Annotated in this window: 11 protein-coding genes; 7 read left to right on the top strand and 4 right to left on the bottom strand. The window is 61.1% G+C overall.

From position 1 onward, the window contains the following. Window positions 1-3: 3 nt before the first annotated feature. The 7 genes from nusA to F753_RS41615 all read left to right on the top strand — a co-directional run bounded on the left by nusA (window position 4) and on the right by F753_RS41615 (window position 8,717). Window positions 4-1,485, top strand: coding sequence for a transcription termination factor NusA (gene nusA / locus F753_RS41645; protein ID WP_023446160.1), 1,482 nt, complete (start codon window positions 4-6; stop codon window positions 1,483-1,485). A gap of 28 nt (window positions 1,486-1,513) precedes the next feature. Next, window positions 1,514-4,015 carry a translation initiation factor IF-2 gene (infB, locus tag F753_RS41640; RefSeq protein WP_023446159.1) on the top strand — a complete coding sequence of 834 codons (2,502 nt, stop codon included), beginning with the start codon at window positions 1,514-1,516 and terminating at the stop codon, window positions 4,013-4,015. A 102-nt stretch (window positions 4,016-4,117) separates the two neighbouring features. After that, the gene (gene rbfA / locus F753_RS41635; protein WP_003280893.1) at window positions 4,118-4,507 is read left to right on the top strand and encodes a 30S ribosome-binding factor RbfA; all 390 of its coding nucleotides are present in this window, start codon (window positions 4,118-4,120) and stop codon (window positions 4,505-4,507) included. Between the two features lie 2 nt (window positions 4,508-4,509). After that, complete coding sequence (gene truB / locus F753_RS41630) at window positions 4,510-5,427, top strand: tRNA pseudouridine(55) synthase TruB (RefSeq protein ID WP_023446158.1); 918 nt, start codon at window positions 4,510-4,512, stop codon at window positions 5,425-5,427. A gap of 114 nt (window positions 5,428-5,541) precedes the next feature. Then, window positions 5,542-5,811, top strand: coding sequence for a 30S ribosomal protein S15 (gene rpsO, locus F753_RS41625; protein WP_003293213.1), 270 nt, complete (start codon window positions 5,542-5,544; stop codon window positions 5,809-5,811). 165 nt (window positions 5,812-5,976) lie between these two features. Continuing rightward, window positions 5,977-8,082, top strand: coding sequence for a polyribonucleotide nucleotidyltransferase (pnp, locus tag F753_RS41620; protein WP_023446157.1), 2,106 nt, complete (start codon window positions 5,977-5,979; stop codon window positions 8,080-8,082). A gap of 266 nt (window positions 8,083-8,348) precedes the next feature. After that, window positions 8,349-8,717: a BON domain-containing protein gene (locus F753_RS41615; protein ID WP_014819242.1), complete on the top strand. Its 369-nt coding sequence runs from the start codon at window positions 8,349-8,351 to the stop codon at window positions 8,715-8,717. A gap of 73 nt (window positions 8,718-8,790) precedes the next feature. Here the strand turns inward: F753_RS41615 and F753_RS41610 are convergent, their stop codons facing one another. The 4 genes from F753_RS41610 to F753_RS41595 all read right to left on the bottom strand — a co-directional run bounded on the left by F753_RS41610 (window position 8,791) and on the right by F753_RS41595 (window position 13,407). Beyond that, window positions 8,791-9,102 carry a DUF2845 domain-containing protein gene (locus tag F753_RS41610; RefSeq protein ID WP_023446156.1) on the bottom strand — a complete coding sequence of 104 codons (312 nt, stop codon included), beginning with the start codon at window positions 9,100-9,102 and terminating at the stop codon, window positions 8,791-8,793. A gap of 18 nt (window positions 9,103-9,120) precedes the next feature. Beyond that, window positions 9,121-9,417 (bottom strand): DUF2845 domain-containing protein, encoded by a 297-nt coding sequence (locus F753_RS41605; RefSeq protein ID WP_023446155.1) that lies wholly within the window; start codon window positions 9,415-9,417, stop codon window positions 9,121-9,123. Continuing rightward, window positions 9,417-12,305 (bottom strand): DUF748 domain-containing protein, encoded by a 2,889-nt coding sequence (locus tag F753_RS41600; protein WP_031298079.1) that lies wholly within the window; start codon window positions 12,303-12,305, stop codon window positions 9,417-9,419. Before F753_RS41600 ends, F753_RS41605 begins: the two co-directional genes overlap by 1 nt. A gap of 85 nt (window positions 12,306-12,390) precedes the next feature. Beyond that, entirely contained in the window at window positions 12,391-13,407 is a 1,017-nt protein-coding gene (locus tag F753_RS41595; RefSeq protein WP_023446153.1) for a class I SAM-dependent rRNA methyltransferase, read from the bottom strand. Window positions 13,408-13,459: the final 52 nt, after the last annotated feature.

The raw sequence follows: 13,459 nt of genomic DNA, 5'->3' as shown, positions 1-13,459 counted from the left end.
ACGATGAGCAAAGAAGTACTGCTGGTTGTGGAGTCGGTGTCCAATGAAAAGGGCGTACCGGCAAGTGTGATTTTCGAAGCGCTGGAGCTGGCCTTGGCCACGGCTACCAAGAAGCGTTACGAAGACGAAGTTGATCTGCGTGTAGAAATCAATCGCCAGAACGGCAGTTACGAAACGTTCCGTCGCTGGACCGTGGTCGACGATGAGCATTTCGATGATCCAGCCCATCAGCTGGCGCTCGATCAGGCTCAGGCGCGTAATCCCGACGCCAAGCTTGGTGATGTGTTCGAAGAGAAAATCGAGTCCATCGAGTTCGGCCGTATTGCGGCGCAGACCGCCAAGCAGGTCATCGTGCAGAAAGTGCGCGAGGCCGAGCGTGCGCAGGTGGTAGAAGCCTATCGTGATCGTCTGGGTGAGATCATCTCCGGCACGGTCAAGAAAGTGACCCGCGATAGCGTTATCGTCGACCTCGGCAATAACGCCGAAGCGTTGCTGGCTCGCGAAGACATTATTGCGCGTGAAACCTTCCGCGTCGGTGCCCGTGTTCGCGCACTGCTCAAGGAAATTCGCACTGAGAACCGCGGCCCGCAGTTGATTCTGTCGCGTACTGCGCCGCAGATGCTGATCGAGCTGTTCCGCATCGAAGTGCCAGAAATCGCCGAAGGCCTCATTGAGGTCATGGGTGCGTCGCGTGATCCTGGTTCGCGGGCCAAGATCGCCGTCCGCTCCAAGGACAAGCGCATCGATCCGCAGGGCGCCTGCATCGGCATGCGCGGTTCGCGGGTTCAGGCCGTCTCTGGCGAAATCGGCGGCGAGCGCGTCGATATCGTCCTGTGGGATGAGAACCCGGCTCAGTTTGTCATCAATGCGATGGCTCCGGCTGAAGTGGCCGCGATCATCGTCGACGAAGACGCTCACGCCATGGATATCGCGGTTGCCGAAGACAATCTGGCGCAGGCGATCGGCCGTGGCGGTCAGAATGTGCGTCTGGCCAGTCAGCTTAGTGGTTGGACGCTCAACGTCATGACTGAAGCGGACATCCAGGCCAAGCAGCAGGAAGAAACCGGTGACATCCTGCGCAACTTCATTGATGAGTTGGACGTTGATGAGGAACTTGCACAGGTGCTGGTGGAAGAGGGCTTTACCTCCCTCGAAGAGATTGCCTATGTCCCCATGGAGGAAATGCTTGGCATCGAAGGCTTCGACGAAGACATCGTCAATGAGCTGCGTACGCGGGCCAAAGATCGCCTGCTGACCAAGGCCATCGCCAACGAGGAGAAGCTTGCGGATGCTCAGCCGGCTGAAGATCTGCTGGCACTCGATGGCATGGATAAAGAACTGGCGGTCGAGTTGGCCGTGCGGGGCGTCATCACCCGCGAAGACCTGGCCGAGCAGTCTATAGACGACCTGCTCGACATAGACGGCATCGATGAAGAGCGTGCCGGCAAGCTGATCATGGCCGCCCGAGCCCATTGGTTCGAGTAAGTAATTAGCGGCCTGAGGAGAGAAATGCATGACGCAAGTCACGGTGAAAGAACTGGCCCAGGTGGTCGCCACACCGGTCGAGCGACTGCTTCAGCAGATGCGTGAGGCAGGACTGTCGCACACCAGCGCCGAGCAAGTAGTGACCGATAACGAGAAACAGGCCCTGTTGGCCCATTTGAAAAGCAGCCACGGGGCGAAAGTGGACGAGCCGCGCAAGATCACCTTGCAGCGTAAGACCACTACCAAACTCAAGGTTGGCGGTAGCAAGACCATCAGCGTTGAAGTGCGCAAGAAGAAGACCTTCGTCAAGCGCAGCGCCGAGGAAATCGAAGCCGAACAGCGTCGCGAAGCCGAGGAGCAGCGCGCGGCTGAAGAGGCTGCTCGCCTGAAGGCCGAGCAGGACGCGCGCGAGCGTGCCGAAGAAGAAGCACGCCGTCAGGCTGAGTCGGTCAAGCCTCAGGGCGAGGCCTCTACGCCAGCAGCTGTTGAGCCGGCGATGAGCGCCGAACCTGCACCGGTTGCGGTCGAGCCTGTAGCTCCTGCGCCTGAGCGTAAGAAGGAAGAGCCTCGTCGTGTCGAGAAGCCACGCAGTGATGACGACGAGCGTCGTGATCGCAAGCATGCGCAGCATCGTCCTTCGCTCAAGACCAAGGCTCCGCTGGCGCGTACCGTACGTACCGGTGAAGACGAGGCCGATGGTTTCCGTCGCGGCGGCCGCGGCAAGTCCAAGCTCAAGAAGCGTAATCAGCATGGGTTCCAGAGCCCAACAGGACCTGTAGTGCGCGAAGTGTCGATCGGCGAAACCATCACTGTGGCCGAACTGGCCCAGCAGATGTCGGTGAAAGCGGCCGAAGTCATCAAGTTCATGTTCAAGATGGGCTCGCCCGTCACTATCAACCAGGTGCTGGATCAGGAAACTGCTCAGCTGGTTGCCGAAGAGCTGGGCCACAAGGTCAAGCTGGTCAGCGACAACGCTCTGGAAGAGCAGTTGGCCGAGCTGCTGAAGTTCGAAGGTGAGTCGGTCTCGCGTGCGCCGGTCGTGACCGTGATGGGTCACGTTGACCATGGCAAGACCTCGCTGCTCGACTACATTCGCCGCGCCAAGGTGGCTGTCGGCGAGGCTGGTGGTATCACCCAGCATATCGGTGCCTATCACGTCGAAACCGAGCGTGGCATGGTCACCTTCCTCGACACCCCAGGTCACGCGGCGTTTACCGCCATGCGTGCTCGTGGTGCCAAGGCCACCGACATCGTGATCCTGGTGGTCGCGGCGGATGACGGCGTGATGCCTCAGACGCAGGAAGCCGTCCAGCACGCCAAGGCTGCCGGCGTACCGATCGTGGTCGCGGTGAACAAGATCGACAAGCCGGATGCGAATCCGGACAACATCAAGAACGGCCTGGGCGCGCTCGACGTGATTCCGGAAGAGTGGGGCGGCGACACGCCGTTCATTCCGGTCTCCGCGAAGATGGGTACCGGCGTCGACGAACTGCTCGAAGCCGTTCTGCTGCAGGCCGAGCTCCTCGAGCTCAAGGCAACGCCGTCTGCGCCTGGTCGCGGAGTGGTGGTCGAGTCGCGCCTTGACAAGGGGCGGGGTCCGGTAGCCACCGTGCTGGTTCAGGACGGTACCCTGCGTCAGGGTGACATGGTCCTGTGTGGCGTCAACTTCGGTCGCGTTCGTGCGATGCTCGACGAGAACGGCAAGCCTGTTAAGGAAGCCGGCCCGTCGATTCCGGTCGAGATCCTCGGCCTGGATGGTACGCCGGAAGCCGGTGACGACCTGACCGTTGTGGCCGACGAGAAGAAGGCTCGTGAAGTTGCGTTGTTCCGCCAGGGCAAGTTCCGCGAAGTGAAACTGGCTCGTGCCCATGCCGGCAAGCTGGAGAACATCTTCGAGACCATGGGTCAGGACGAGAAGAAGACGCTCAACATCGTGCTCAAGGCAGACGTGCGCGGCTCGCTCGAAGCGCTGCAGGGCTCTCTCAACGGTCTGGGCAACGACGAAGTGCAGGTTCGTGTGGTGGGTGGCGGTGTCGGTGGTATCACCGAATCCGATGCCAACCTCGCACTGGCCTCCAACGCCGTGCTGTTCGGCTTCAACGTTCGAGCTGATGCGGGGGCGCGCAAGATCGTCGAGGCCGAAGGTCTGGACATGCGCTACTACAACGTCATCTACGACATCATTGAGGACGTCAAGAAGGCGCTCACCGGTATGCTCGGCAGCGACGTTCGCGAGAACATCCTCGGCATCGCCGAAGTTCGTGACGTGTTCCGCTCGCCGAAGTTCGGCGCCATCGCCGGTTGCATGGTCACCGAGGGCTTGGTGCATCGCAATCGCCCGATCCGCGTCCTGCGCGACGATGTCGTCATCTTCGAAGGCGAGCTGGAATCGCTGCGCCGCTTCAAGGATGACGTCGCGGAAGTCCGTGCCGGCATGGAGTGTGGTATCGGCGTGAAGAGCTACAACGACGTCAAGGTCGGCGACAAGATCGAAGTGTTCGAGAAGGTCGAAGTGGCGCGTTCGCTGTAAGCAAGCGTCAATCTGAAAGCTGGAAGCAAGGAGTCGGTGGCCGCCTGAATGCGGTTACTGCTTCGAGCTTCCAGCTTTCGGCTTTTAAACGGGTGGAAATTTATGGCCAAAGAATTCAGTCGTACCCAGCGTATCGGCGATCAGATGCAGCGCGAACTGGCGCTGCTCATTCAGCGTGAGATCAAGGATCCGCGTTTGGGTCTGGTCACCATCACTGCGGTCGACGTCAGTCGTGATCTTTCCCACGCGAAGATCTTCATCACCATCATGGGGCAAGATGACGACCAGGAGGCGGTCAAGGGCAACCTGCGCATCCTTAACGACGCTGCCGGATTCCTGCGCATGCAGCTGGGCAAGAGCATGAAGCTGCGCACTGTTCCGCAACTGCATTTCAACTACGACGCCAGCATTCGTCGTGGTGTCGAGTTGAGCTCGCTGATCGAGCGCGCAGTGGCGGAAGATCGCAAGCACAGCGACGAGCGCGGAGAATAAGCGTGGCACAGGTCAAGCGTGTACGCCGTAACGTCAATGGCATCATCCTGCTCGACAAGCCGCGCGGGTTCACCTCCAATGCTGCGTTGCAGAAGGTCCGTTGGTTGCTCAACGCGGAAAAAGCTGGGCATACCGGAAGTCTCGACCCTCTTGCCACTGGTGTGTTGCCGCTGTGTTTTGGCGAGGCCACCAAGTTCTCGCAGTACCTTCTGGACGCGGACAAGGCCTACGAGACGGTCATGCAGCTGGGGGTCACCACGACCACTGCTGATGCCGAAGGCGAGGTTCTGGAGCGCAAGCCGGTAGCGGTTACCGTCGAGCAGTTGGAGGCGCTGTTGCCGCAGTTTCGCGGTGACATCCTGCAGGTGCCGCCGATGTATTCGGCACTCAAGCGCGATGGCCAGCCGCTGTACAAACTGGCGCGTGCCGGAGAGGTGGTGGAGCGCGAGCCGCGTTCTGTTAATATTGCGCGCTTGGAGTTGCTCTCGCTCGACGGCGACAAGGCGCGACTGGTCGTTGCGTGCAGCAAAGGCACCTATATCCGCACCTTGGTCGAAGACATCGGCCAGTTGCTCGGCTGTGGTGCGCATGTTGCCGAGCTGCGGCGAACCCAGGCTGGGCCGTTCGACCTGTCGCAGACGGTAACGCTCGAAACGCTTGAGCAGTTGCATGGTGAGGGTGGTGCCGAGGCGCTGGATAGTCTCTTGCAGCCGGTGGACAGCGGGCTTGAGCATTGGCCGTTGTTGCAGCTGTCCGAGCACAGTGCCTATTACTGGCTGCATGGACAACCGGTGCGGGCGCCAGAAGCTCCCAAGTACGGCATGGTTCGTGTAAAGGATAACAATGGTCGCTTCATCGGCATCGGTGAAGTGAGCGAAGACGGGCGCATCGCGCCACGTCGGTTGATTCGGTCGGAATGACCGTTACGCGGCGCGTTCGCGCGTTGCGTCAGAGGGTGGCTGTCAGCAGGCACGGTCATTTCTCTTTATTAAACACGGGATGATTCCCGGCCTGTTCACTCAAGGAGCCCTATCATGGCACTGAGCGTTGAAGAAAAAGCCCAGATCGTTAACGAGTACAAGCAAGCTGAAGGCGATACCGGTTCTCCGGAAGTGCAGGTAGCCCTGCTGACCGCCAACATCAACAAGCTGCAGGACCACTTCAAGGCCAACGGCAAAGACCACCACTCGCGTCGTGGTCTGATCCGCATGGTTAACCAGCGCCGCAAGCTGCTGGATTACCTGAAGGGTAAGGACACCACTCGTTACAGCACCCTGATCGGTCGTCTGGGTCTGCGTCGCTAAGACGCGCCCGCGCTGGAAGCCGGAAGCTGGAAGCCTGAAGTTGAAAGTGGGATATCCCCTCGATCAGCTTCGGTCTTCCAGCTTTTGGCTTTCTTGCAGGCCGTTCCGGGCCGACTCCCGGGCGTTCTGCCAATTTCCCCAAGGCAACAAAGAGAAGGAAAAACCGTGAATCCGGTAATCAAGAAGTTTCAATTCGGTCAGTCGACCGTAACCCTGGAAACGGGTCGTATCGCTCGCCAGGCCTCCGGCGCAGTGCTGGTCACCGTCGATGACGACGTCACCGTGCTGGTAAGCGTGGTTGGTGCCAAGACCGCCGATCCGAGCAAGGGGTTCTTCCCGCTCTCCGTGCATTACCAGGAGAAGACCTACGCAGCCGGCAAGATCCCTGGCGGCTTCTTCAAGCGGGAGGCGCGTCCTTCCGAGAAGGAAACCCTGACCTCTCGCCTGATCGATCGTCCGATCCGTCCGCTGTTTCCGGAAGGTTTCCAGAACGAAGTGCAGGTCATCTGTACCGTCGTTTCCACCAGCAAGAAGACTGATCCGGACATCGCCGCGATGATCGGTACTTCGGCCGCCCTGGCTGTTTCCGGTATTCCGTTCGACGGCCCGATCGGCGCGGCACGCGTGGCCTTCCATCCGGAAACCGGCTACCTGCTGAACCCGAACTACGAGCAGCTCAAGGCTTCCAGCCTGGACATGGTCGTGGCCGGCACCAAGGACGCCGTACTGATGGTCGAGTCGGAAGCCAAAGAGCTGACCGAAGACCAGATGCTGGGCGCCGTGCTGTTCGCCCATGACGAGTTCCAGGCCGTGATCAAGGCTGTCGAAGAGCTCGCCGCCGAAGCCGGCAAGCCGCGTTGGGACTGGGTTGCTCCGCAGGCCAACACCGCGTTGCTGGATGCCATCCGTGCCGAGTTCGGCGAAGCCATCTCCCAGGCCTACACCATCACCATCAAGCAGGACCGCTACGCGCGCCTGGGTGAGCTGAAGGACCAGGTCGTTGCCAAGTTCTCCGGTGAAGAAGGCCAGCCGTCTGCCGGCGAAGTGAAGGATGCCTTCGGTGAGATCGAATATCGCACCGTTCGCGAGAACATCGTCAATGGCAAGCCGCGCATCGACGGTCGCGACACCCGTACCGTTCGCGGGCTGAACATCGAAGTCGGCGTGCTCGACAAGACCCACGGTTCGGCACTGTTCACCCGTGGCGAGACCCAGGCCCTGGTCGTTGCGACCCTCGGCACTGCCCGTGACGCGCAGCTGCTCGACACCCTGGAAGGCGAGAAGAAAGACCCCTTCATGCTGCACTACAACTTCCCGCCGTACTCGGTCGGTGAGTGTGGTCGCATGGGCGCTACCGGTCGCCGCGAAATCGGCCACGGTCGCCTGGCCCGTCGTGGCGTTGCCGCCATGCTGCCGAGCGCCGATGAATTCCCGTACACCATCCGTGTGGTTTCCGAGATCACCGAGTCTAACGGTTCCAGCTCCATGGCATCGGTCTGTGGTGCCTCGCTGGCACTGATGGATGCGGGCGTGCCGATGAAGGCGCCGGTAGCCGGTATCGCCATGGGCCTGGTCAAGGAAGGAGAGAAGTTTGCCGTTCTGACCGACATCCTCGGTGACGAGGACCACCTGGGCGACATGGACTTCAAGGTTGCTGGTACCGCCAAAGGCGTAACCGCGCTGCAGATGGACATCAAGATCCAGGGCATCACCGAAGAGATCATGGAAATCGCTCTGGGCCAGGCCCTGGAAGCGCGCCTGAACATTCTCGGCCAGATGAACCAGGTCATCGCCCAGTCACGCAGCGAGCTGTCGGCCAATGCCCCGACCATGCTGGCGATGAAGATCGACCAGGACAAGATCCGTGACGTGATCGGCAAGGGTGGCGCCACCATTCGCGCTATCTGCGAAGAGACCAAGGCCTCGATCGACATCGAAGACGATGGCTCGATCAAGATCTTCGGCGAAACCAAGGAAGCCGCAGAGGCGGCCAAGCAGCGCGTACTGGGCATCACCGCTGAAGCCGAAATCGGCAAGATCTACGTCGGCAAGATCGAGCGCATCGTCGACTTCGGCGCGTTCGTAAACATCCTCCCGGGCAAGGATGGCCTGGTGCACATCTCGCAGATCAGCGATCAGCGTATCGAGAAGGTCACCGATGTGCTGAAAGAAGGTCAGGAAGTGAAGGTGCTGGTGCTGGACGTCGACAACCGCGGCCGTATCAAGCTCTCCATCAAGGACGTTGCCGCCGCTGAAGCCTCTGGCGTCTGACAGCTGGCAGTTGAACAGAAGGGGCCTTCGGGCCCTTTTTGTTTGGTCGTGATATTTATTCAATGCCTGTGCGAGATTGCAAGATGCACGCAGCAGCCGGGGGAAACTTGCAATGTGCAAGTAAACTGTGAATTGCTGGTGTGCATAACTTGTTGATTGTTAAGGATAAAAAAAATAACTTCAAGTTGGCACAGCGCTTGCGCTGTTATTCGTGCATCTGAGGCCGGAGTCATGCCCCAGAAACCACGAGAACAGGAGTGACATCTATGAAGACTACTCAGACACTTACTGCCGCTGCCATCGCCGCTGCTCTTAGCCTGCCGTTCGCCGGCGCCGCTCTGGCCGATACCACGCCTGCCATCGACAAGACCGATACCGTCATGCTGGCCGCCAACACTATGGACGATGCCGGTGATGCTGCTTCCGATACTTGGATCACCACCAAGGTGAAATCCACCCTGCTGGCCGAAGACGCGACTCCCGGCATGGACATCGAAGTGGAAACCAAGGATGGCGTCGTCTCGCTGTCCGGGACCGTAGCTACCGAAGCCGAGAAAGAAGCTGCCGTGGCCAAGGCCAAGGGCATCAAAGGCGTTCGTGAAGTCTCTGCCGACGGCCTGAAAACCGCCGAATAACAGAGCTCTCCTCGCCAGTCGCTGGCGGGGCGCAAATCAGAAAGCCCCACTCTATAGTGGGGTTTTTTGTGTCCTAGTTTCCTCGCTCACTGGTGATCTGCCGGAGACGATTGCCTTCGAATCGCAGGAAATGGAGCATGCCGTTGTTCGGCCCGTAGACCCATTCCTCGACAGGCACCTCCTGTTGGTAGCCATGATCATCAACGATCTCCTTGTAACCGACCAATGCGGCGCTGGATGGCTCGCCGCATTTGCTGCGAACCTCGGCCGTGGTGGCTTCCAGGCTCACCAGGCGGCTGTTGCAGCGATAGGTAGAAGAGGCCTGCGCTTGCAGGGTGACCAGCAACAGGCAAAACAGAAGTGTGGCGGGAACGCGACGGTCCATCGGTATGGCTCCAGGGGATCAGTTGGCTCTGCGGGTTTCGATGCGAACCAGGCGGTTGCCTTCGAAGGTCAGGATGCTGAGCATGCCATTACGCGGACCGTAAACCCATTCCTCCAGCGCGAACTCCTGGCGGTCGTTACGGCTGAGCGTGTAGCCGACAAGATCACGGTGCTGCGGCACGCCGCACTTGCTTTCCACTTCGAAGGCGCGGTTACCCGTGGTGACGAGCTGGCTCCCGCAACGCAGGGTATCGGCGTGAGCCCCGGAAAACGCGGCCAGCAGTACACAAGCAACAACGTATTTACGCGAGATCATCATTCACTCCCCAGGTGCATCGCCGTCGCGACCTTACCGTCGCTTCCCTGTTCGGTTGTGCCAGTGTCCAGCAGGTACACCCGCTCCGAGTCCAGGCCCACGTCTACCAGATAGCCCTTTATCGCGGCCGCACGTTCGCGGCTGAGGCGGCGCAGCAACGCTGCACTGTCCCTCCAGGAATCGAGCACGGCCTTGCGCATCTGTGCGGCGCGCTCTTCGTCGTCGAGTTCGCGCCACTCGGCTGGCGGCTGCTGCTTGAGGCGACTGCGGTAGATGCCTTCCAGCAACGCGGCCTCGTCTTCCGCTTCGACCTGGATCTGACTGGCGTCCGCGGGCACCTTGTCGCCACGACGCTGCAGGATTCGATACTGGGTTTCGCGGAACTCCTGCTGTAGGCGTTGCTCGGCCAGCAGCGCGCCATCGACGGCAGCGGCGCTCATGCCTTCCACCTCCAGGCGTAGAGCCGGACGTTGCTTCAGGGCCGAGGCCAGCGTGCCCAGACGTTTGCGCGCTTCGCTATCCAGCTCGCTGCTGGCCGGTTCGAAGCCGACATGGCTGAGGTCGGCGTCGCTTCCGCCGGCCAGTCCGGCTATGAACTTGAACGGCGCCTGGGCTGCGCGAACCACCAGATTGCGCAGCGTCTGCCAGACGATCGGCATGACGCTGAACTGCGGGTCGTTCAGGTTGCCCTGCACCGGCAATTCGATGGAGATGGTGCCCTTGCTGTCCTTGAGCAGGGCGACCGCCAGCCGAACAGGCAGATCCACGGCATCAGGACTGTCGACCTTCTCGCCAAGTTGCAGCTGCTCCAGAACGACCTTGTTTTCTGCGTTAAGACGACCCTGCTCAATCCGGTAATGCAGATCCAGATTGAGGCGGCCCTTGCGAATCCGGTAGCCGGCGAATTTGCCGGAGTAGGGCGTCAGCGTGGTCAACTCGACCTGGCGGAAGCTCGTGGCGATGTCGAGGCTCTGCAGTGGATCGAAAGGCGTCAGGCTGCCCTTGATGCTGACCGGCGCATACTGATCCACCTTGCCGGCGACATTTACCGAGGCGGCTTTCTGCTCGCGGTTGTCCAGGGTGCCGATATCTCCGTTGAGCGACTGGATGGCGGTGACGAAGGGCGGTCGCAGGCTGAAGTCGGCAAAGTTCGCCGAGCCGTCGGCAATGGCAATGCCGCCGATATGGATAGCCAGCGGCTCGGAGGAGTCTTGTGCCTGTGCGTTGTCATCCCCAGCCTCACTGCGCTCGACCAGCAGGTCGTTGATGTTGGTGCTCAGGTCCGGGTTGATGATGAAGCGCGCATAAGGCTGGCTGAGGTCGACGCGCTCGATTGCCAGGCTGCTCGGGTGCTGGTAGTCGAGGCCGCTGAGTTGCAGGCGCTGCCATTTGACGAAATCGCGATTGTTGATCGTGTCCAGCGTATGCAGCTGAGTGGCGTCTACGCTGCCCCGAACGCTGAAGGCGAGCGGCTCGGTGGACTTCAGCTCGACCTCGAGTTCGCTGGCCAGCAGGCCGCTGCGCACTTCCAGATGGACCAGTGGGCTGAGATAGGCCTGAGCGATGCGCAGGTCGATATCTCGCGTCGTCACCGCCAGCTTGCCGCTCACGGGGCTCATCTGAAGTTGCCCGTTGGCCTGGATGGCGCCTTGCTTACCGACTCCGGTTTCCAGTTCCAGGGAGAAGGGGCTGGTGCCGAGGCTGTCGAACTCGCGGATGTTCAGATCTAGCGGGCCCAGCTCCAGCGCGACTTCATCGTCCGGGACGCGATCGACGAGATGGACCCGGTAGTCGCGCAACTGAGCGTCGCGTAACAACACCTGCCAGGGTGCGTTGGCTCCCTTTGCTGTGTCGTCCGTGGTCGGCGCGTCGGCATCTGTCTTGTCGCTGGTCGAGGCGAACAGTTTCTGCCAGTCGAGTTCTCCGTCCGCTTCCCGGGCCGCCCAGGTTTCCAGATTGCGGCTGCGCAGTTTGCCAATGCTGATCTGCTGCCTGGCCAGGTCCAGCGACGTTTCGCTCAGCTCGAGTCGCTCCATGCGGATCAACTTGTGCCCATCGGTGCTGTCGAGGGCCAGTGGGCCGAGTGCGGCCTTGGCATTCTCCAGTCGCAGCGCGAGGTTATCGCTGAGGTCCAGGCGATAGTTCGTGCTGAACTCGAGACTGCCATCCTTGAGTGTCAGCGGCACGGCATCGCGTACATAGGGCCACAGGTCCTTGAGCTGGAGATCGCTGATCTGCAACTGACCGCTGGATGTCAGTGGTTGCAGGCCGATATCGCCCTGCCAGTCGATGCGCCCACCGCTCGGCCCGCTGGCGGTTAGACGGGCATCGGCGCTGCCGTCGCTGCGGGTGGCGAGGTCGTGCAGTTCGAAATCGAGTGAATCGTAGACCAGGGCAATCGGCTCGCTCGGGCGCTGGTCCAGGAAGGCGAGGCGGCCGCCTGCCAGTTGCAGACGATCCATGCGCAGCGGGAAGATGTCACCGCCCTCGCTGGTCGTCGGCTCTGATTCAGGCACCTCGAACAGCTGGCTGAGATTGAGCGTGCCATCTTCGGCGAAGCGCACCTCGACGTCCGGCTCGATCAGCTCGACATTGGCCAGGTGCAGCGTGCGTTGCCAGAGGCTGTCCCACTGCAGGTCGAGAAAGAGCCGCTCGAAGGCCAGCTGACGATCGTCCTGCTCGCCGATGCGCAGGCCGAACAGCGAGAGCTCGAGGCTGAACGGGTTGAATTCGATACGTTGCAGGCTGGCCGGCACGGTTGCGTAGGCCGCAAGCTGCTGATTGGCGATGCGCTGGGCGATACCCGGCAGGATCAGAAAGCCAAGCAGGCTGTAGCAGATCAGCACGAGCGCCACCCCGGTGAACGCACGCTTCATTCCATTGGGCATGACCGGAAGTATTCCTGGCGGATGGTTGCCTTGGAATATGGCACGCGTACACGGTTCCCCGAATCGAGCGATACGGGCAATGCGCTCAAAGCCGCAGAATCAGGGTCTTCAGTGGGGGCAACCCATCGCGCGAGGGGAAGTCGGCAGCCGGTGCCAGCGCCTGCCATTCGCGTACCGGCCTGCCGGCCTTCTCGGCGCAGCGCAGCACCAGGGGCCGCCACTCATCCATCGATACCTTCGCCAGGTTGTTGCAGCAGATCAGCACCCCATCTTCAGCGGTTGCCAGTAACGCCGGTTTGAGCAGGCTCTGATAGTCGCGCAGCAGGTCCACCGTGCCGAAGGCGCTGCGTGCCCAGGCGGGCGGATCGAGCAGTACCAGATCGAACTGACGTTGTACCAGGCGCGGGTAGTCCGGCAAGGCTCGTCCGCGACGGGCGCTGACCGGCAGACCGGCCAGTTGGCGGATCGCCGGGAAGTAGTCGGAATGTACGAACTGCATTGGCGGCAGGGAAGGGTTCAGCTCGCCGTTTTCCCGGCCCACTGCCAGGTTGCGCTCGGCGAAATCGACATTCCAGACTTCCGACGCTCCGCCTGCGGCGGCGCACAGGCCGACGCCGCAGGTGTAGGAAAACAGATTGAGTACCGACTTGCCGGCGCTGTGTTGCTTGACCCAGCCGCGGGCGTTGCGCAGGTCGAGGAACAGCAGTGGGTCCTGCCCGCTGTGGCGACCTCGCACGCGATAGCGCAGGCCCCACTCATGGGCGACCTGATCTTCCAGCGCCCCGTCCTCAGGTTGATGCGCCTGGTTGCTGCGGTCGATCCGTGAGTTGCTCTGCGAGCGATCGTTGTAGATGAGCTGGAGCGGTTGCCCGAGAAAGTCGGTGGATTCGTCATGGATGCTCTGCAGCGCTTGCGCGTCGAGCGCTTGATGGAAGCTTTGCACCATCAGCTGCGGGCCGTAGCGATCGACCGTCAAGCCGGCCGCGCCTTCCTGGCTGCCATGGAACAGCCGGTAGCAATCGGTGCCTTGCTGCTGCAATTCGTCGAGCAGTGGGCGGCGGCTATCGAAGGCGGCGCGCAGCGCCTGGACGAGGGATGACATGCGCGGCGACTCGAAATAGAAGGGCGCGCAGTCTATCAAGAATCGCTGCGCT

The organism is Stutzerimonas chloritidismutans AW-1 (assembly GCF_000495915.1).
Classification (GTDB): Bacteria; Pseudomonadota; Gammaproteobacteria; order Pseudomonadales; family Pseudomonadaceae; genus Stutzerimonas; species Stutzerimonas chloritidismutans.
This window is presented reverse-complemented; position numbering and strand designations above follow the sequence as displayed.

Excerpts from the sequence above, each read along its gene's own strand:
- F753_RS41600 (WP_031298079.1), bottom strand. The coding sequence starts at position 12,305 with ATGCCCAATGGAATGAAGCGTGCGTTCACCGGGGTGGCGCTCGTGCTG.
- rpsO (WP_003293213.1), top strand. The coding sequence starts at position 5,542 with ATGGCACTGAGCGTTGAAGAAAAAGCCCAGATCGTTAACGAGTACAAG.
- F753_RS41605 (WP_023446155.1), bottom strand. The coding sequence starts at position 9,417 with ATGATCTCGCGTAAATACGTTGTTGCTTGTGTACTGCTGGCCGCGTTT.
- infB (WP_023446159.1), top strand. The coding sequence starts at position 1,514 with ATGACGCAAGTCACGGTGAAAGAACTGGCCCAGGTGGTCGCCACACCG.
- F753_RS41615 (WP_014819242.1), top strand. The coding sequence starts at position 8,349 with ATGAAGACTACTCAGACACTTACTGCCGCTGCCATCGCCGCTGCTCTT.
- F753_RS41595 (WP_023446153.1), bottom strand. The coding sequence starts at position 13,407 with ATGTCATCCCTCGTCCAGGCGCTGCGCGCCGCCTTCGATAGCCGCCGC.
- nusA (WP_023446160.1), top strand. The coding sequence starts at position 4 with ATGAGCAAAGAAGTACTGCTGGTTGTGGAGTCGGTGTCCAATGAAAAG.
- rbfA (WP_003280893.1), top strand. The coding sequence starts at position 4,118 with ATGGCCAAAGAATTCAGTCGTACCCAGCGTATCGGCGATCAGATGCAG.
- F753_RS41610 (WP_023446156.1), bottom strand. The coding sequence starts at position 9,102 with ATGGACCGTCGCGTTCCCGCCACACTTCTGTTTTGCCTGTTGCTGGTC.